This is a genomic window from Pseudomonadales bacterium, from assembly GCA_024234615.1.
Lineage (GTDB): Bacteria > Pseudomonadota > Gammaproteobacteria > Pseudomonadales > IMCC2047 > JAJFKB01.
In genome coordinates this window covers 1,908,295-1,928,066 of sequence record JACKNY010000001.1, presented here as the reverse complement: position 1 = coordinate 1,928,066, position 19,772 = coordinate 1,908,295, and the positions used below count along the sequence as shown (strand labels likewise).

Sequence of the window (19,772 nt, the reverse complement as noted above, 5' to 3'; positions counted from 1 at the left end):
AAGCCCCGTACTCGGGGCTTTTTTATAGGACTGAGTACATCATTCGTCGTTTAAGTCACCCATAGCGGTAGTATTAAAGCCGCCGTCCACATAAAGGATTTCACCGGTTATACCACGTGCCAAGTTAGAGAGTAAAAAGGCTGAAGCATCTCCGACTTCATCAATAGTGGTATTGTGTCTGAGCGGCGTTTGCTTCTCATTATAATCGAGCATACGTCGAAAACTCTTAATACCTGAGGCTGCTAGCGTACGAATTGGCCCCGCCGACACGCCATTCACGCGAATGCCTTCTGGACCGAGGCTGCGAGCCATATAACGCACATTGGCTTCCAGGCTCGCTTTAGCAAGCCCCATTACGTTATAGTTGGGCATAGTACGCTCTGAGCCAAGATAAGTTAGGGTTAATAACGAGCCATGGCGTCCTCGCATCATTTCCCGGCCGCCTTTTGCCAGCGCGACAAAACTATAGGAACTGATGTCATGGGCGATTCTAAAGCCCTCGCGTGTGGTGACATCCACATAGTTACCATCCAATTCATGTCCTGGTGCAAAACCAACTGCGTGGACGATACCATCCAAACCATCCCAATACTTGGCTAAATCGGTAAATACGGCGTCTATTTGAGCGTCATCTGCAACGTCACAGGGGAGAGTAATCTGCGATCCCCAATTCTCTGCAAAGCCCTCTACACGGCCTTTAAGCTTTTCGTTTTGATAGGTAAAGGCAAGTTCAGCACCTTCACGATGACAGGCTTCAGCAATGCCTGATGCGATAGAGAGCTTACTGGCAACTCCAACAATCAAAATCTTTTTACCAGAGAGAAAACCCATAGCGAATTCCTTAATGTTTATGACTGATTTGGCAACAAATGCGGGCTAGTATAGCGAAAGCATCGATTAAATTCGATAAAGAGTTGCTGCCGCAAACTGTTCAATTCAGATCAGTGGAACGCTGCTTCGAGTAAGGCCTGAGTATACTGATGTTGTGGTTGTTTAAAGATCAGATCGGCACTACCCTGTTCAACGACTTGACCCTCCTTCATGACGATGATTTCATGGCTGAGCGCCTTCACCACTGCTAGATCATGGCTGATAAAAATATAGCTTAACTGATGCTTTAGCTGTAGCGAGCGGAGTAAATCAACAATTTGCGCCTGTACCGTCCGGTCCAATGCAGAGGTTGGTTCGTCGAGAATGATCAGTTTTGGTTTGAGGATCAGAGCGCGGGCAATAGCAACACGTTGCCGTTGCCCTCCTGAAAATTCATGGGGGTAGCGATGTCGCGTGTCGGGATCAAGGCCGACCTCTTTTAGTACATCAATGACTAAGCGTTCATGTTGTTTTTCGTTGCCTTTATCATGAATGGTCAGGCCTTCCCCAATGATCTCTGCAATAGACATTCGTGGGCTCAAGCTACCAAAGGGGTCCTGAAAAACGATCTGTATTTCACGCCGCAGTGGCCGCATTTGTGACTGAGTTAAGCCACTGATGGTACCTTTCTCGAATTGAATTAATCCTTTGCTTTCGATCAAGCGAATTAGCGCCAAGCCCAGCGTAGTTTTCCCGGAACCGCTTTCGCCGACGATACCAAGAGTATGGCCCTGATGCAGGTCAATATTAATGGCGTTGACTGCCCTGACATAATCGACAACACGGCCCAACACGCCTTTTTTAATCGGAAACCATACATCCAAGGCATTGGTGCTCAATAGCATTTCGGATTGCGCTGGCACTGCTGCCGGTTCGCCTTTGGGTTCGGCGCGCAGCAGCATCATACTGTACTCGTGCTGCGGAGCGGCAAAAACTTTGGCGGTATCGCCTGACTCCACGATTTCGCCCTGGGACATTATGCAGACCTGATCACTATAATGGCGCACGATTCCCAGGTCATGGGTGATGAGTAAAATAGCCATCCCCAATTTCTTTTGCAGTTCAGCGAGTAATTGTAAAATTTGTGCTTGGATGGTCACGTCTAATGCTGTCGTGGGTTCGTCTGCGATCAGTAGTTCCGGTTCGTTCGCCAACGCCATCGCTATCATCACGCGTTGGCGTTGGCCACCCGATAGCTCATGGGGATAAGCAAGTAGTTTTTGCTGAGGATCACGTATGCCCACTAAAGTGAGTAGTTCGAGTACCCGTGCTGTAGCTTCTGTGCCCGTCAAACCTTTGTGTAGAAAAAGAACTTCCCGTATTTGTTTTTCCACTCGGTGTAAGGGATTTAGGGAAGTCATGGGTTCTTGAAAAATCATACTGACCTGATTGCCGCGAATCTTGCGGAGCTGGTCAGTATTGAGATTCATGACTTCCTGACCGTTCACTAGAATGCTGCCACTGGGATGGCTGGCAGTTGGGTAGGGTAGCAACTGTAAAATAGATAGTGCGGAAACTGATTTGCCTGAGCCGGACTCACCAACCAAGGCCAGCGTTTTGCCTTTTTCTAATTGAAATGATACGTTTTTGACCGCATGGACCTGTTTATTGTTGATTCTAAAATCAACGCTCAGATTAGTTACGTTAAGCAAGACCGTTGCGTTCATATTGGCACTCTCACAATAGAGTCTTCCTTGGGTCAAAGGCATCACGTGCCGCCTCACCGATAAAAACCAGCAACGTCAGCATGATGGATAACACCATAAAAGCGGATATGCCTAGCCAAGGTGCCTGTAAATTAGATTTCCCTTGAGACACTAGCTCGCCTAAAGAAGGTGAGCCAGGCGGCAGGCCAAAACCAAGGAAATCCAGCGCGGTCAGGGTGGTGATAGCACCAGTCAAAATAAAAGGCAGAAAGGTCATGGTGGCGACCATGGCGTTTGGTAAAATATGTTTGAACATGATGCTACGATTATCCAGCCCCAGTGCTCTAGCAGCCCGTACGTATTCGAGATTACGGCCACGTAGAAACTCAGCACGCACCACATCCACCAGCGCCATCCAACTGAAGAGCAGCATAATGCCGAGCAGCCACCAGAAGTTTGGCACCACAACGCTGGATAAAATAATGAGTAAGTAAAGGCGGGGCATACTGCCCCACACCTCTATTACGCGTTGGCCAAAGAGGTCAACCTTTCCGCCGTAAAAACCCTGTATTGCTCCAACGGCTACGCCTATGATCGAGCTGATAATGGCGAGTGTTAAACCAAATAAAACAGAAATGCGAAAGCCGTAAATGACGCGTGCGCTAACATCCCTGGCTTGATCATCAGTACCCAACCAGTTTTCCTTGGTTGGTGGCGACGGTGCTGGTCGGTCAAGCGAGTAGTTAATAGTGTCGTAGCTGTAGCGGATGATCGGCCAGAGTGCCCAGCCTTTTTCATCAATGAGTCTGGCGACAAACTCATCTCGATATTCCGCTTCGGTTTCGAACTCGCCGCCGAAAGCGGTTTCTGGATAAACTTTGAAAATTGGCATATAGATGGCGTCGTCGTAGTAAACCAGTATGGGTTTATCGTTGGCGATAAATTGGGCAAACAGGCTGAGTATGAACAGACCGAGGAAAATCCATAATGAATAATAGCCACGCCTATTGGCTTTGAAGATTTCCAGTCGGCGGCTGTTGATAGGATTGAGCTTGGGCATCACGCTTCACGACTCTCAAAATCAATACGAGGATCAACCAGACTATAGGTGAGATCGCTCACCAGCTTGATCAACATACCCAACAGGGTAAAGATAAAAAGAGTACCGAAAAATACCGGGTAATCACGGTTAAGAACAGCTTCAAAGCTGAGTAATCCCAACCCGTCTAAAGAAAAGATAACCTCAATCAATAATGAGCCGGCAAAGAATATTTCGATCAACAGGCCAGGAAATCCGGCGATAATAATCAGCATGGCGTTGCGAAATACATGGCCGTAGAGCACTTTGTTTTCAGCTAATCCCTTGGCACGGGCAGTCATTACATACTGTTTGTTGATTTCATCTAAAAAGGAGTTTTTGGTGAGCATGGTCAGCGTGGCGAAGCCGCCGATTGCCATGGCTGTGATGGGTAACACCAAATGCCAGAAGTAATCGGTGATTTTACCCAGCAGACTCAACTCCTCCCAATTGGGAGAGGTAAGGCCGCGCAAGGGAAACCAATCGAAATAACTGCCTCCGGCGAAAAACACGATCAGGAAGATAGCAAACAAAAAACCGGGAATGGCGTAGCCGACAATGACAAAAGTACTGGTCCAAAGGTCAAACCTGGAGCCGTGGCGAATGGCTTTTTTAATGCCCAGCGGAATTGAGATTAAGTAGATTAATAGTGTACTCCAGAGTCCTAGTGAAATGGATACGGGCATTTTTTCCAGAATCAGATCGGTTACTTTGGCATCGCGATAAAAACTATCACCAAAATTAAAGGTTGCGTAGTTTTTTATCATCAGCCAAAAGCGTTCGTGTGCGGGCTTATCAAAGCCATAGAGGCGTTCGATCTTGGCAATTAATTCGGGGTCCAGGCCCTGCGCTCCCCGGTATTTTGAGTTTTGCTGACTACTGAAGGCCCCGCGTACTTCGCTTGAGCTAGTGCCTCCAATGCGGGAGCTGGCACCACCATGATCTAACCCCTGTATTTTCAAGAGGGTTTGCTCAACCGGGCCACCCGGCGCAATTTGTACGATGGCGAAGTTGATCAGCATGATCCCAAATAAAGTCGGAACCATGAGCAGGAGTCGGCGAATGATATAGGCAGACATTCGGCTAGCTATTGAGTGCGTGCGTTAAAGTTTTTATGGTTTCGCCCACCAGGTGTCTATGCCCAAGCTATATTTTGGCATGATTTGTGGCCGCTCAAATTTATTCCAATAGGCTATGCGGTAGCTGCGATTGTGGAATTGCGGTATCACATAATGACCCCAGAGCAGTACACGATCCAGAGCGCGGGTCCGGGCGACTAAAGCTTCCCGGTCCGGTGCGCTAATGATCTGTTCGATGAGCGCATCCACCACCGGATCTTTAATGCCTATGATGTTTCTACTGCCGGGACGATCTGCCTCCGTCGAGTTCCAATAATCTCTTTGTTCATTGCCGGGCGAGTTGGACTGGCCAAAGACGGATACAACCATATCGAAATTAAACTCATTGATTCGGTTGATGTATTGTTGCGGATCGATAGTACTTACGGTCATATCAATTCCGAGTCGAGCAAGGTTTTTCTTAAAGGGTAGCACCACGCGTTCAAATGTTGGGCTGACCAGTAAAATTTCAAAAGCCATTTCCTGGCCTGTTTTTAGATGCGTGAGTTTATTGTTCTTAATTTGCCAGCCAGCCTGCTTGAGAAGGTTCAGTGCATGACGGATATTACTACGAATATTGCCATCACCCTTGGTGGTCGGTGGTTGATAGAGGGTGGTAAAAACTTCCGGCGGCAACTGTGCTTTATAGGGTTCGAGAATCGCCAGTTCTGCGGGGCTTGGCAGTTCTGTTGCGGCTAATTCGGAGTTGGAAAAATAACTATGGGTGCGAGTATAGGCGCCATAAAAGATATTCTGGTTGGTCCATTCAAAGTCGAAGGCGTACGCCAAGGCTTCGCGTACCTTAGGGTCTTTAAAAATAGAGCGGCGGGTATTATAGGTAAAGGCCTGCATACCAGTGGGGTTATGGTCAGGTAATTCGACTTTAATGAGCTGACCGCTGTCGAACTGAGGGCCGGTGTAGGCAGAGGCCCAGTTCTTTGCTGAGTTCTCAGCGCGTAAATCATACTCACCCGACTTGAGTGCTTCGATGGCGACGTTCTCGTCGCGATAATAATCAAATTTAATACGATCAAAATTATAACGGCCTTTGTTTACGGGTAGATCCTTGGCCCAATAATCCGGGTTGCGACCATAGATAATGGAGCGACCTGGGTCGATTGATTCGATGTGATAAGGACCGCTGCCCAGAGGTATTTCTAATGAAGTTTTGCTGAAATCACGCTGTTGCCAAAAGTGTTTAGGTAACACCGGCATTTCCGCAAGAATTAAAGGTAATTCTTTATTTTTGTTGGTACTGAAGGAGAATTTGACGCTATGCGAGTTCAGCGCTTCAACTTTGGCGACATCCTTATAGTAGTTGGAGAAGAGGGGGTGGCCCTGCTGTGTTAATAGTTCGAAGGTATAGATGACATCTTCTGCTGTTATAGGCCGCCCATCTTGAAAGCGGGCTTGAGGATGCAGGTTGAAAGTGATGAAAGAGCGGTCGTCGGGAATTTCCATCGATTCTGCGATCAGTCCATAGATTGAAAAAGGCTCGTCATCAGCATGCACGCCTAGTGAATCGTAGAGATAGCTCTGCCGTAGATAGGTCATGCCCGCTGCGGGTACGCCTTTGATAATAAAGGGATTAAGACTATCGAAGCCGGAACCGCTGACGACCGGTAGTCTTAACTCGCCGCCCTTAGGAGCCGCAGGGTTGACGTAGTCGAAATGTTTAAATTCAGCACTGTATTTAGCGCTGCCATGCATCGCAATCGCATGTGTTTTGGGTATGATTTCGGCGTTGGTTAGGCTGGAGATGAAAGCAAAAAAGACAAGTGTCAGGTGGATGATGTGTTTTGTTAAGTGCGTTTCAGTCATCTACTCAATTCCAGTGCGAAAAATCTATTTCTGATTTAATTTGCGGCCAGGCCTTCTTTCGAGGCCTTATTCAAGGCGGGTCTCAACCCACCAGTCCCTAAAGTTAAAAGTGTATGGAGGTGTGACCTCAGGCATTCCAAATTTGTTCCAATAGGCGATACGGCGATAACCAGCGAACCATTGAGGGACGCTATAATGGGACCACAATAGTACCCTATCCAAGGCTCTAACGGCAGTCACTAATTCTTTGCGAGAAGCCGCCTGTACTACTTTTTTCAATAACGCGTCAACGACAGGGCTGTTAACACCGCAATAATTTCTTGCACCTATTGTCTGCACCTGATCGGAATGAAAGTAGCCTAATAATTCATAACTGGGGGAAAGACTTTGCGGTAAGACCTCCATGATCATATCGAAGTCAAAACGGTCAACCAGAGATTTATATTGAGTATAGTCAACCAGTCGTAAGTTAGCATCAATGCCCGCTTGCTTTAGATTTTTAATGTAGGGGAGGATTAAATTTTGGGCTTTGACGTTGTCGTGTACTATCTCAATTGTCAATGTCTTGCCGGTTTCTCGATGCCTGAGTTTTCCCTGATTGATAATCCAGCCGGCTTGCTTAAACAGCAGCATGGCTTTGCGTCGATTGTGTCGAAAGGAGTTTGGTGGGTCAGTATTCGGCGGTGCAAATGCCTGGTTAAAAAGTTCTGGCGGCAGTTGCTCCCGATAGGGCGTCAGTAGTGCTAGTTCCTCTGCGCTCGGCAAGCCTGAGGAAGCAAGCTCCGTATTAGGGAAATAGCTATTGTTGCGCTGGTAGGCAGAATAAAACAGCGAACGGTTGAGCCATTCATAGTCCATTAGCAAACCAATTGCTTCACGAACTTTTACATCCTGAAACTGAGATCGGCGAGTATTGATAAAATAAGCTTGGTAGCCGTATGCTTCATGGTGATCTATTTTGGCTTTGGTCACCTCACCGCGGTGAATGGCAGGAAAGTCATAAGCAGTTGCCCAGTTTTTTGCGGTGTATTCTAGGAATAGATCAAATTCATGACTTTTGAAGCCTTCAAATCCGACCTCCATATCACGATAAAAATCATACTTTACTTCGTCAAAATTATAGCGGCCTCGGTTAACGGGTAAGTCTTTCCCCCAATAGTCTTTGACCCGCTCGAAGTTGATATAGCGGCCGGCTTCAAAGCTTTTGATACGGTAGGGGCCACTGCCGAGTGGTGGTTCCATCAGCGTTTTAGTGAAATCCCGGCTTTCCCAGAACTTTTTGGACATAACGGGAAGCTCTGCCGCTCTTAATGGCATCGCACGAGTATCTTCACCGGAGAAAGTAAACTTTACTCGATGTTCATCCAGACGCTCAACTTGCGCCACATTGGCGTACTTTTGCTGGTAGCTGGGATTTCCATGCTCCACCAGGGTGTGAAAGGAGAACTCAACATCAGCGGCGGTGATTGGGCTGCCATCGTGGAAGCGAGCTTGTGGATTGATGGTAAAAATGGCCCAGCGACGATCCTCTGGATATTCGATAGACTCAGCGACCAGCGCGTAAGCGGTCTGGGGTTCATCGCCAGAAGGTGCATAATTGGCCGACCCTACCATTAATGGCTCATTTAGCTCAGAGATGCCGTAGAGATAAAGCCCACGCGTATTAAAAGGGCTGATGCCCTTCAGGGTGTATGGATTTAACGTATCGAAGCTGCCATGCCCCATGAGAACAACCTCACCGCCTTTGGGTGCGTCGGGGTTTACGTAATCGAAATGGTAAAAGCCATTGGGGTATTTGGGTTCACCATAGAGTGCGATGGCGTGGGCAATGGTTGTATCCGCCCCGCTGTGACATGCCACAAAAAACAAAGCGCAAAGGCTATAGAACGGCAAGTTCAACTTGTGTCGAACGCTAAGCCAAGTTGTGAAAGCTATTAATGACATGTAGATATGATTTGCGGCTTTGTCGCTACGTTAGTTAATCTTGATTTCTGGAATTTCGGGACGCTTAACACGCACTTTTTCTGTTGGTGCTAAGACTTCTGCCGTACCGCGAGTCACAGTTTTGCCATCCTGATTAGTTACTTGGCATTTGAATTCCACACGCTTGGTTTTTTCGTTTTTACTGGCTACTTCTACTTCTATTTTGAGGGAATCCCCGATGATCACCGGACGTAAATATTTCAGTGACTGGCTTAGGTAAACAGTGCCGGGCCCAGGCATTACCGTGGCCAGAGTTGCAGAAATCAAGGAGGCTGACCAGGCACCGTGGGCGATACGTTGTTTAAAGCTGGTTTTCGAAGCATAATCCGCATCCAGGTGGATGGGGTTAACATCGCCAGACACGGCGGCAAATAGAACTAAGTCTTTTTCGATCAGGGTACGTTCTGTGCTGGCTTTATCGCCAATATTCAATTCATCAAAAGGAATGTTTTCGAGATAGGGCATAGTTGCGTTGAGTCCTGAACGGTCAAAAAGTGAGACTAGTGTATTTAATTTTAAATGGTGATGTTAGTGATTTGAGAAAAATTCGGGGTTATTTTCGGGTTTGCCCGCTGATGGCCTTTTATTCCTTAAACAACCACTGCACAGAATGATTTTCGTAATTTTATTTTAATGAATAATTTGGAACAAAAAATTAATCAGCAGATTGCTGAGAGTCTGTTGCTTGATCGCCATCGTTTTAGGACGAAACTAGCGCGTCTTCTTGCCGATCGCAATAAGTTAAGATTCGCTGAGCTAATAGCGGTCTTAAAGGCTCAGATTGATAGCTCCTGTGAAAAAACGAGACAGCGTCGTGCAGCGCTACCGCTGGTTAGTTTCCCCGAAGAGCTACCTATTTCACAAAAACGGCAGGAAATTGCTGATGCGATAAAAAAACATCAGGTAGTCGTGATTGCGGGTGAAACCGGTTCTGGCAAAACCACGCAACTACCCAAAGTCTGCCTTGCCTTGGGACGCGGTGTATACGGTATGATCGGCCATACCCAGCCACGCCGTCTGGCGGCGCGCACGGTAGCAAACCGAATCGCCGAAGAGTTAAAAGTGACGGTAGGACAGCAGGTTGGCTATCAGGTGCGCTTTACGGACCAAGTCAGTGAGCAAAGCCACATTAAGCTTATGACCGATGGGATATTGTTAGCGGAAACGCAGAATGATCCTTATCTGAATCGTTACGACACGCTGATAATCGACGAGGCCCATGAACGTAGCTTGAATATCGATTTTTTGCTAGGTTATATTAAACGCATACTCCCTAAACGCCCTGATCTTAAAGTTATTATTACTTCCGCGACAATTGATCTAGAGCGGTTCTCCAAGCACTTTAATAATGCGCCGATCATAGAAGTTTCGGGTAGAACCTATCCCGTTGAGTTGATTTATCAGCCACCCGCTGAACAAGAAAATTCCGGTGATGAAGATCTTAATTCAGCTATCATCCAAGCAGTTGAGACTATTCGTAGTCTTCCCCGGAGACCAGCGGCTAATGATGTTTTGATTTTTTTGCCAGGCGAGCGCGAGATCAGAGATATCGCTCATGCGCTGAAGTCCCAGAATTATCGTCATACTGACATTTTACCGCTCTATGCCCGTTTGAGTAATTCCGAGCAGAACCGGGTGTTCCAGCCGCATTCCGGACAACGTATTGTGTTGGCTACTAATGTGGCCGAAACCTCTATCACGGTGCCTGGTATTGGGTATGTGATTGATCCTGGGTATGCGCGAATCAGCCGCTACAGTGCGCGTTCTAAAGTCCAACGTTTACCTATTGAACCGGTGTCGCAGGCCAGTGCTAATCAGCGTATGGGGCGTTGTGGGCGGATTGCCGATGGCCTCTGCATTCGGCTTTATAGTGAGGAGGATTTTAACAATCGCCCTGAATTTACTGATGCCGAAATTTTACGTACCAATTTAGCTTCTGTCATTTTGCAAATGCTCAATCTCAGATTAGGCGAGATTGAGCAATTTCCCTTTATTGATCCGCCCGATAGCCGCGCCATTCGCGATGGGTTTGAGTTGCTCAGGGAGTTGGGTGCGGTCAATGATCAACAACGCATCACTGCCGTCGGTAAACAAATAGCGCGTTTTCCAGTGGATCCGCGGATTGGCAGAATGGTATTGGCGGCGGCGAAGCGAGGCAGTCTAAAGGAAGTTTCAGTTATTGCCGCGGCGCTGACTATTCAGGAGCCACGGGAACGGCCATTAGATAAACAGCAGGCTGCTGATGAAAAACATCGGGCTTATCAGGACGAGAACTCTGATTTTATTGCTTTTGTTAATCTCTGGGATAGCATCGAATCGCAGCGTCAGGCGCTCTCCGAAAACCAGTTTAAAAAATACTGTCGCACTCAGTTCCTTTCTTATTTGCGTATCAGAGAGTGGCGTGATGTGCATCGCCAGTTAGTGCTGGTGTGCCGCGACATGGGGCTCAAACAGAATCAGCAGGCGGCTGACTATGCGGCTATTCATAAAGCCCTGTTGTCAGGGTTGCTGAGCCATATCGGAGAAAAGCAGGAAAACAAAGAATACAAAGGTGCACGCAACCGGACGTTTTATTTATTTCCGGGTTCAGGGCTGTTTAAGCGATCGCCTAAGTGGGTGATGGCGGCTGAATTGGTGGAGACGACCAAACTGTATGCTCGCGCCATCGCCAAGATTGAACCCGAATGGATTGAGCCAGAGGCGCGCCATTTGATAAAAAAATCCCATTCTGAACCCCATTGGGAAAAGAAACGAGCGCAGGTCATTGCCTATGAGCAGGTTTCCTTGTACGGGCTGATTATCGTGGCACGGCGAAGCGTAGATTTTGGTCAAATTGAAGCTAAGCTGGCGCGTGAAATATTTATCATGTCAGCCTTAGTCGAAGGACAACTGCAAACGCGAGCCTACTTTTATCGCCAAAACCAAAAGCTATTAGAAGAGGTTGCGACGCTGGAAGACAAGTCGCGTCGTCGGGATATTCTTGTGGATGAGCAGACAATTTTTGATTTTTACAACGAGCGTCTGCCAGAAAATATTTGCTCAGGACGCCAGTTGGAAAGCTGGATAAAAAAAGCGGATAAACAAGCGCAAGATTCGTTACTGATAACACGCGAATACTTAATGCAACATAGTGCGGCGGAAATAAATGAAGAGCAGTTTCCAAACAGTTTTGTTTGGCAAAATCTGCGGTTGGCGCTGACTTACTGCTTCCAACCGGGCAGCGCTGAAGATGGAGTTAGCCTGAATGTTCCGCTGGGGTTGATAAACCAACTACCGGGAAACCGTTTAGAGTGGTTGGTGCCCGGTATGTTGCGTGATAAATGTATTGCCTTAGTCAAGGCTTTACCTAAGGCGCTGCGAAAGAATTTTGTGCCGGTGCCAGACTATGTGGATCGGGCACTCAGGGAGATGGAGGTTGATGACAAGCCGCTGACTCAAGCACTTGCTTATGCGTTAAAACGTGTATCCGGCGTTGATATCCCAGCGCAAAGTTGGGACATCGGCCGCCTGGAGGACTTTTACAAAATGCGTATCTGTATCGTTGATGAGGCGGGTGTTGAGATAGGGCAGGGGCGTGATCTTCAGCAGTTGCGTAATCAATTTAAACGTCAGGTTAAAGAAAGCCTGCAAAGTCTCAATCGCTCAGCCTATGAGCGCAAAGGCATAACTGAGTGGGATTTTGGGCGCATCAACCAGGAAGTGGAAATTCGACAAGCGGGAATGGCCATCAAGGCCTATTCGGCGCTCCGAGATGAAGGTGACAGCGTATCACTGCAATTGATAGATACCAGGGAGAAGGCGGAAAATATTAGTCGACAGGCGGTATTGCGACTGTTAATTTTGAATACAGCTCAAGAGGTTAAATACCTCAAAAAAAACTTGCCCGGTCTCAAACAAATAGCACTTTGTTACGCGACATTGGGCAGTTACGAACAGTTGATGGATGATTTGATCAGGGCCATTTATCAGCGAGTGTTCTTGGCCGCCGATAAGTTGCCACAAACGGCAGAATGTTTTTCTCGTTTAATAACGGAGAATAAGCGTGAGCTGATTTCGGTTGGCACAGAAATAGCGGTATTGATAGAGAAAATTTTAATTCACTATCAGCAGCTTGCAAAAATAATCAACGGCAAAGTGCCACCACCTTGGTTGTTTGTTTACTCGGATATCAAAGCTCAGCTGCAGCATTTGGTCTTTGATGGGTTTATCGCTAGCGTGCCCTGGTGTCGGTTAACTCAGTACCCGCGTTATTTACAGGCAATCACCATGCGGTTGGATAAAATTCAAAACCAGTTGGATAAGGAAAAGAGTTGGTGTGCTGAATTTATTCAGCTTTGGCAAGGCTATGATGAACTCAAACAAAAGGCATCTGAAAGTGGTGTAATCAGCGGGAAGGTTGAAGATTTTCGTTGGATGCTTGAAGAATACCGGGTCTCACTCTATGCTCAGAAACTAGGTACCAACGAACCTGTATCGAGGAAAAGACTGGAAAAATACATGGCGTGTCTCTAAAAGAGCCACCAGGTCTGCCTTAATAGCGATTCTTCAAAAAGAATCACTGGTGTGCTAGAGCTAAATAGGTAAAATATGCGCCATCCTTTTAACTAGGAAGCCAACCAAAAAAGCGTATGGAATTTGAGCTTCATTGATATGGAATAGCGAGAACCCAGATGAATTTAATAAAAATGTTCAAGAGATTAGTACGACAATTTTTAGTCGTGTTGCTCATTTTTAATGGCACTCTGGTCTTTGCTAGTGATGAGGACCCCTGGGAAGGATTTAATCGTGGTGTTTTCTCCTTTAATGAGTTTGTCGATAAATACTTATTTAAACCGATTGCAAAGACATATGATTGGTTGACGCCGAAATTTATTGATGACCATATTAGTAATGTGTTCGACAACCTACAGGAAGTGGGTATCTTTATAAACGACACGCTACAAGGGAAATTTGGGGAAGCCTCTACCGATGCGGGGCGCTTCCTTGTCAATTCAACGGTTGGCGTTGCGGGCATCTTTGATGTAGCGACCTCAATGGGATTGGAGAAAAATGAAGAGGACTTTGGGCAGACTTTTGGCAAATGGAAGGTTGGCGCCGGGCCTTATATTGTGTTGCCATTGTTAGGGCCAAGCACGTTGCGAGACGCGATCGGCCGTATACCTGATGCCTATAGTCTGCCACAGCGTTATATCGATCATGTGCCGACCCGCAATAGTGTTTATGGGGTTGATCTAGTAGATACGCGATCCGACTTGCTATCGGTAGAAGATTTTGTTCAAGGGGATAAATACTTATTTATTCGTGACGCTTATCTACAGCGCCGTAAATTTCTTATTGCCGATGGTGATCTGGAGGATGATTTTACTTCCGATGACCTGGAGGATGAGTAACTTGATTCCGCAACGAAACCTGTAACCTATCCGTTATTAACCGGCTTTAACCTTGAGTTCGTCGCTTGGCTATCAGTTTAGATCGAAAATATCTTGAACCCACCACTTGAAGCGCGTATGTTGGCGAGTATAATGCCACCACTTTTCAGTGATACGGACGCTCCCATTAATCCAGTCTAATGGTTATACCGCTAGCTCGTCAGACAAAACATATTCTGATCATGGATCAGGATTCTAAAGCCGAAGAATTATTAATTTCGTGCCTTACCGAAGCTGACTACCAGGTCTCCTGTACCTATGATTCGGGCGAAGCGTTGCGACGTATTAAAGAAGGCAATGTCCACCTCGCTATCGTTGACCTGGATGTTGTCGGAGCCGATACACTTGATTTTTTAGCAAGTATTACCAAACAATTTCCCCTTTTTCCTATTATTGTGATTTCTCATCCAGGTATTGAAGATAAAACGATGGATGCCTTTAAATTAGGCATCGCGGAATACTTGATGAAACCCTTGCGCCCGCATGTTGCGGTTTTATCGGTGCATAATGCCCTGGATCGAGCCCGGTTAAGGCGGGAAAATCTTAAATATCGGGAGCAGCTTGAACAGGCCAATCGTGAGTTGCAAGCTCGATTGGAAGAAATTCAGGCCGATCAGCAGGCTGGTCGTTTAATACAGCAAAAGATGTTACCGCACACACCTAGTCATCTATTTGGATATCGGATTGAACATTTCATCCAACCGGCCAATTATTTGGCTGGCGATTTTGTAGACTATCACCAGGTGAGCGACACCAAATTGGTGTTTTTCCTCTCTGATGTTACCGGCCATGGTGCAGCATCGGCCTTTGTGACTGTTATGATGAAGCAACTTTCTACACGTTCACGTAAACATTACAGCAAGGATCATCGCCATGAAGTCAAATCGGCGGCATGGATGTTAGGCTGGATAAATCAAAATGTGTTAGAGGCGGAACTAGATCGACATATCACTATTTTTTTGGGCGTGATAGACACGGAAAAGAATACCTTGAATTATAGCTATGGAGGGCATTTCCCTCAGGCGATATTTTCTACTCCAGAAGAGACCTATTTCCTTGACGGTAGAGGTTTTCCTGTTGGATTATTCGAGGGTGTGGAGTACGAAGATCATTATTTGGAGCTACCGGAGCAATTTGGCATCACCCTATTTTCCGATGGGATTCTTGAAATATTGCCGCAAAAGGACTTAGCTAGTAAGGAGAGCTTTTTATTAGAAACCATAAGCAAGGGAAATGTTGGGATAGAGACGCTGGTTAAAAAACTGGGAATAACTACGATGAAGCATTTCCCGGATGACATCTCGATCTTAACCCTTTATAGCGACGCCATGCATGAACAGCGGTAAGATTCTAGTAGCTAAAAAACAGGGAGTGTATGTTCTTAAGTTTGTCGGTGACGTGCGGTTAACACTCTGTACGGCATTGGATATTTTTGTTGAACGTATGATGGCGGACCGTGAGCTAAATGCTGTTTTTATCGATCTGTCAGATACTCAAGGCATTGATAGTACTTCGCTGGGCTTTATCGCAAAAATTGCGATATCCACGCAAAAAAATTACGATTGGAAGCCCACTATTATTTCCGTCAACCCCGATATTACTCGAATTCTGTTAAGCATGGGGTTCGATGCGGTGTTCGAGATAATTAATCAGCGCATTGATGATGCCGAGACATTAAATGAGTTGCACGCGCTAGAGTGTACCGAAACGCAAGCCAAAGATAAGGTGATTGAGGCCCATCGCATACTCATGGGCCTTAACGATGAAAATAAGGAAAAGTTTCAAGAATTGGTGGAAATGCTGGAAACTCAGTAAGACGCAACCGGATATTCGGAGCTTCGTTAATTGGACGCAGTGTGTGTACAACTAGCGGCAAGCTTCAAGCGTATAAAGTCCTTATGGGCAACGTAAATAAGCTCCGCAACTTTACGAATCAGATGCTCCTCGTACTTATCTAGGTCACCATCAGCGAATGCCACTTCCCACATCGACTCAATCAGACGTAGCTTTTGCTCATATTCATAATAATCATTGATAAGGCGCGTAAATTGATAGAGCGAACTGGCTTGATGGACTTCCTCTTCCGCCAGCTTGAGCAAGGCATCCAGCGTCATTGCATCGAGCTTGAAAGTACTGCGTAAGGTTTCCACCACTTTGTCGGACTCGAGTTTAGATAACTCAAAGTCCGCTTTAGTCACTTCGATCAATAGCGCCGCCGTCGCAAGATGGATCATCTCCTGTTGCGATAATGCTGCGTCTTTCGCCCCAATTTCCAGGTGAGAACTAAAGAACTGCTTGATGCTGACGAGCATGGTATTCGTCCATATCTAAAATCAATGCTTCTAATCTACTTTGGTCGGCGGCAAAACCGCGGATGCCCTCAGCCAATTTTTCGGTTGCCATCGGGTCTTGGTTCAGTTCCCAGCGAAAAATAGATTCGGTTACCGGCGCTCGACGCGCAATGGTTTCGTAACTCGTAGCGGATAATTTACATTCCAGCTTAGCTTCGTCTTTCTGTAATTCTGACATCAGCTGAGGACTGATTGTTAGCCGATCACAACCGGCCAATTGCTCAATCTCGCCGGTATTGCGAAAGCTGGCGCCCATAATGATGGTGTCGTAGCCGTGCTGTTTGTAGTAGTGATAAATTTTCGTCACCGATAAAACACCGGGATCTTCTGCGGCGGCGTAATGATCGCGGCCAGTATCCTTTTTATACCAATCCAGAATGCGGCCAACGAAGGGTGAAATAAGAGTCACACCGGCTTCCGCGCAGGCCAGCGCCTGGGTGAAGTTAAAGAGGAGTGTTAGGTTGCAACGAATGCCCTGTTTTTCGAGTTGCGCGGCGGCGCAAATACCTTCCCAAGTGGAAGCGATTTTGATTAAAACTCGTTCTTTGCCAATCCCGGCTTGCTGATAGAGTTCGATCAACCTTTGTGCCTGCAGGATGGTTGCGTTGGTATCAAACGATAGCCGGGCATCAACTTCAGTGGAAACGCGACCAGGGATGACCCGCAAGATTTCTGCGCCGATATTCACCGCAAACTTTTGTAGCGTATTTTGTAACCGTATTGCCTCATCCCCCGGTTGCTGCTTTGCCCAGGCGATAGCCTCGAGAATAAAGTCGGTATATTCTGAGTTTTGTGCCACCTTAAATAGCAGCGAAGGGTTGGTGGTTGCGTCCTCGGGCTGGTAAGCCTTAATTGCGTTGAATTCGCCCGTATCGGCGACCACGACAGACATGCTTTTTAACTGTTCTAGTTTATTAGTCATCATTGTTACATACTTTTGGGTTGGGGATTTTTAAATAGTTTCCAATAATTATAGTCGCTTAGGCGGTGGGCACCAGCGTTAATGCCTCTTCTAAGAGATTAATATCAGCGGTTTCTTTATGAATGTTTTCACTGAGAAAGCGCCGAAAGTGACGGGCACCGGGTTGGCCATGAAATAGGCCAAAAGTGTGTTTTGCCATATGTTTCAGTGCGGTTCCTTTGCCCATTTCTTGTCTGCTGTATTCGGTAAACTGTTTGAAAATTTGGTGTCGTTTCGGGGTTGGGGAGGTTTGCCCGAAAATCAGTTGATCCACTGGCGCCAACAGATAGGGGTTGTAATAGGCCTCCCGTCCGATCATTACGCCATCCAGCTTTTTTAAATGCTCTTGAGTTTGCTCTAAACTGGTAATACCGCCGTTAATGATGATTTGAAGTTCCGGGTAATCCTGCTTTAAGAGATACACTCGCTCATAGTTTAACGGTGGGATTTCCCGGTTTTGTTTGGGGCTTAAGCCCTGCAATAGCGCTTTGCGCGCGTGAACGATAAATGTGCGACAACCTGCATCGGCGATACTCTTGACGAATAGATTTAACGCTTCGTAGCTATCCTGATCATCAATACCGATACGACACTTAACCGTAACCGGAATATTCACAGAATTTTGCATGGCATGAACACAATCGGCCACCATTTGCGGATGTGCCATCAAACAGGCACCGATTGCGCCATTCTGCACCTTATTACTGGGGCAGCCGACATTTAAATTGACCTCATCATAACCCCATTGTTCAGCAATTTTTGCCGCCTCGGATAACTCCACGGGATCGCTGCCACCCAATTGTAAGGCTAAAGGGTGCTCGGATTGATCAAAGCCGAGGAGAAACTCGTGGTCACCATGTAACACCGCACCGCTGGTGATCATTTCGGTGTAAAGCAAGGTATACCGGCTAATAAGGCGCAACAGATAGCGACAGTGGCGATCTGTATATTCCATCATAGGTGCCACGGACAGGCGTCGGTCAAAAATATTTTTTTGTATGTCAGTCATTTAAATAACAGCGGTAAAAAACGGTCGCTATTATACCTGCTTTCTCGACGATTTTGTTCTGACAGTTCATGATGACCTTTGATCATAGCGAAGATATAAAACTTATGGTTGGCGTTCTGAGCCGGATTAATAGAATTTGGCTTGCGCGAACTCTATACTTGCGCTTTAACCGACGACACAACTAAATGTGCATGAGAGTTGAATAATGGAGAAATCGATGGAGCGTGGCTGTGGTAGTGAGGAAGATAGCCAACGAATGCCCTTTGATCAGGCCTTGGCGTTTTTACTGTTACGAGCGGCAGAACGGGTATCAGAACAGCCTCGTATGGTGGAAAAGGTAGCGCTCAAAGCTGCACTGGATCGTGTTTTGGCGGAGAGGGTGCAGTCGCCAATCAATGTTCCCGGACATGAAAATTCGGCAATGGATGGTTATGCTTTTCGCCATCTTGACTTGGTAAACTCGGGCGATACTAAAATGCAGGTCATTGAAACCTGGCTGGCCGGGGTGAATCAGGATGTTGCGCTTACGGCTGGACAATGTGTACGCATTATGACAGGTGCCGCTTTACCTAAAGACGCCGACACGGTGATTGCGCAGGAGCTGGTCGAAAGACTGTCAGATGGTTCTGTCCTGATTCCCTTTACGCGGAAAGGGTCGCATGTGCGGTTGGCGGGAGAAGATATTTGCCGGGGTGAAGAGGTGCTGGCTGAGGGTACGGTATTGGGGCCTGCCGAGCTAGGTGTTCTTGCCTCAATAGGGGTGGGTGAAGTTTCCGTCTATAAACCGCCCACGGTGGCCTTTTTTACTACCGGCGATGAATTACGCTCAGCAGAAGAGCAACAACCCAAAGAGCTACCTTATGGCTGCATCTATGACAGCAATAGGTACACACTATACGGCATGTTAAAAAGGCTAGGCGTCGATCTTATCGATATGGGGGTGCTACCGGATAACCCTGATGTGATCAGAAAGAAGCTTACCTCAGTTGCTAGCAAAGCCGATTTGATTCTCACCTGTGGTGGTGTTTCGGTGGGAGAGGCGGATTTCGTAACCCAGGTATTAAAGGAAATTGGCCAGGTAGCCTTCTGGAAAATAGCTATTCGTCCCGGTCGTCCGTTTGCTTTTGGTCAGATCGGCTCAGCCCTATTCTGCGGTTTACCCGGAAATCCGGTAGCGGTGATGGTGACCTTTTATACGCTGGTGCAGCCACTGATTTTTAGTCTGCTCGGTGTAAAGAATGTCTCTCCTAGTTTAGTCAGAGCAAAAGTGGCCTCTGATATTTCGCATCGGCCTGGCCGGGTGGAGTTTCAACGCGGTATTTTTTATTGCAATCAAAATAATGAAACCGAAGTTAAACTGGCAGGGGAACAGGGTTCGGGACGATTGTCCTCCATGTCGCAAGCGAACTGCCTGTTATTGATAGGCGCAGAACTTGATACGCTTAAAGCAGGTGACTGGGTGGATATAATCCCTTTCAGCGGCTTATGTTGATTAAACGATCTGCG

The 19,772-nt window shown here is 46.8% G+C and carries 15 protein-coding genes; 5 read left to right on the top strand and 10 right to left on the bottom strand.

Annotation, left to right across the window (positions count from 1 at the left end; translation table 11 throughout):
* Positions 1 to 39: 39 nt before the first annotated feature.
* The 7 genes from H6995_08695 to H6995_08665 form a co-directional block, all read right to left on the bottom strand.
* Positions 40 to 831 carry an enoyl-ACP reductase gene (locus tag H6995_08695; GenBank protein MCP5215074.1) on the bottom strand — a complete coding sequence of 264 codons (792 nt, stop codon included), beginning with the start codon at positions 829 to 831 and terminating at the stop codon, positions 40 to 42.
* Between the two features lie 110 nt (positions 832 to 941).
* Complete coding sequence (locus H6995_08690; GenBank protein MCP5215073.1) at positions 942 to 2,537, bottom strand: ABC transporter ATP-binding protein; 1,596 nt, start codon at positions 2,535 to 2,537, stop codon at positions 942 to 944.
* A 10-nt stretch (positions 2,538 to 2,547) separates the two neighbouring features.
* Positions 2,548 to 3,576 (bottom strand): ABC transporter permease, encoded by a 1,029-nt coding sequence (locus H6995_08685; GenBank protein ID MCP5215072.1) that lies wholly within the window; start codon positions 3,574 to 3,576, stop codon positions 2,548 to 2,550.
* On the bottom strand, positions 3,576 to 4,673 hold the full coding sequence (locus H6995_08680) for a microcin C ABC transporter permease YejB (GenBank protein MCP5215071.1): 1,098 nt from the start codon (positions 4,671 to 4,673) through the stop codon (positions 3,576 to 3,578). The genes H6995_08685 and H6995_08680 overlap by 1 nt, the downstream gene beginning before the upstream one ends.
* A 33-nt stretch (positions 4,674 to 4,706) precedes the next feature.
* Positions 4,707 to 6,533, bottom strand: coding sequence for an ABC transporter substrate-binding protein (locus tag H6995_08675; protein ID MCP5215070.1), 1,827 nt, complete (start codon positions 6,531 to 6,533; stop codon positions 4,707 to 4,709).
* Between the two features lie 66 nt (positions 6,534 to 6,599).
* Positions 6,600 to 8,477 (bottom strand): ABC transporter substrate-binding protein, encoded by a 1,878-nt coding sequence (locus tag H6995_08670; protein ID MCP5215069.1) that lies wholly within the window; start codon positions 8,475 to 8,477, stop codon positions 6,600 to 6,602.
* Between the two features lie 30 nt (positions 8,478 to 8,507).
* Positions 8,508 to 8,981, bottom strand: a complete 474-nt coding sequence (locus H6995_08665; protein MCP5215068.1) for a MaoC family dehydratase N-terminal domain-containing protein — start codon at positions 8,979 to 8,981, stop codon at positions 8,508 to 8,510.
* Between the two features lie 168 nt (positions 8,982 to 9,149).
* On the opposite strand from H6995_08665, the gene hrpA reads away from it, so the two are divergent.
* From hrpA to H6995_08645, 4 genes are all read left to right on the top strand, one after another.
* Complete coding sequence (gene hrpA, locus H6995_08660; protein MCP5215067.1) at positions 9,150 to 13,028, top strand: ATP-dependent RNA helicase HrpA; 3,879 nt, start codon at positions 9,150 to 9,152, stop codon at positions 13,026 to 13,028.
* A 158-nt stretch (positions 13,029 to 13,186) separates the two neighbouring features.
* Positions 13,187 to 13,906 carry a VacJ family lipoprotein gene (locus tag H6995_08655; GenBank protein ID MCP5215066.1) on the top strand — a complete coding sequence of 240 codons (720 nt, stop codon included), beginning with the start codon at positions 13,187 to 13,189 and terminating at the stop codon, positions 13,904 to 13,906.
* Between the two features lie 221 nt (positions 13,907 to 14,127).
* On the top strand, positions 14,128 to 15,291 hold the full coding sequence (locus tag H6995_08650) for a SpoIIE family protein phosphatase (GenBank protein ID MCP5215065.1): 1,164 nt from the start codon (positions 14,128 to 14,130) through the stop codon (positions 15,289 to 15,291).
* Positions 15,278 to 15,760 (top strand): STAS domain-containing protein, encoded by a 483-nt coding sequence (locus tag H6995_08645; GenBank protein ID MCP5215064.1) that lies wholly within the window; start codon positions 15,278 to 15,280, stop codon positions 15,758 to 15,760. Before H6995_08650 ends, H6995_08645 begins: the two co-directional genes overlap by 14 nt.
* Before the next feature lie 26 nt (positions 15,761 to 15,786).
* Here the strand turns inward: H6995_08645 and H6995_08640 are convergent, their stop codons facing one another.
* Genes H6995_08640 through dusA form a run of 3 tightly spaced genes read right to left on the bottom strand, consistent with a single transcriptional unit; the run spans position 15,787 to position 18,245 of the window.
* Entirely contained in the window at positions 15,787 to 16,257 is a 471-nt protein-coding gene (locus H6995_08640; protein ID MCP5215063.1) for a TerB family tellurite resistance protein, read from the bottom strand.
* A complete protein-coding gene (gene tal / locus H6995_08635; protein ID MCP5215062.1) occupies positions 16,229 to 17,218 on the bottom strand; it encodes a transaldolase in 990 nt (329 codons plus the stop codon). The genes H6995_08640 and tal overlap by 29 nt, the downstream gene beginning before the upstream one ends.
* 58 nt (positions 17,219 to 17,276) lie before the next feature.
* Positions 17,277 to 18,245: a tRNA dihydrouridine(20/20a) synthase DusA gene (dusA, locus tag H6995_08630; protein ID MCP5215061.1), complete on the bottom strand. Its 969-nt coding sequence runs from the start codon at positions 18,243 to 18,245 to the stop codon at positions 17,277 to 17,279.
* 226 nt (positions 18,246 to 18,471) lie between these two features.
* Here dusA and H6995_08625 point away from each other — a divergent pair, with 226 nt between their 5' ends.
* A complete protein-coding gene (locus H6995_08625; protein MCP5215060.1) occupies positions 18,472 to 19,758 on the top strand; it encodes a molybdopterin molybdotransferase MoeA in 1,287 nt (428 codons plus the stop codon).
* Positions 19,759 to 19,772: the final 14 nt, after the last annotated feature.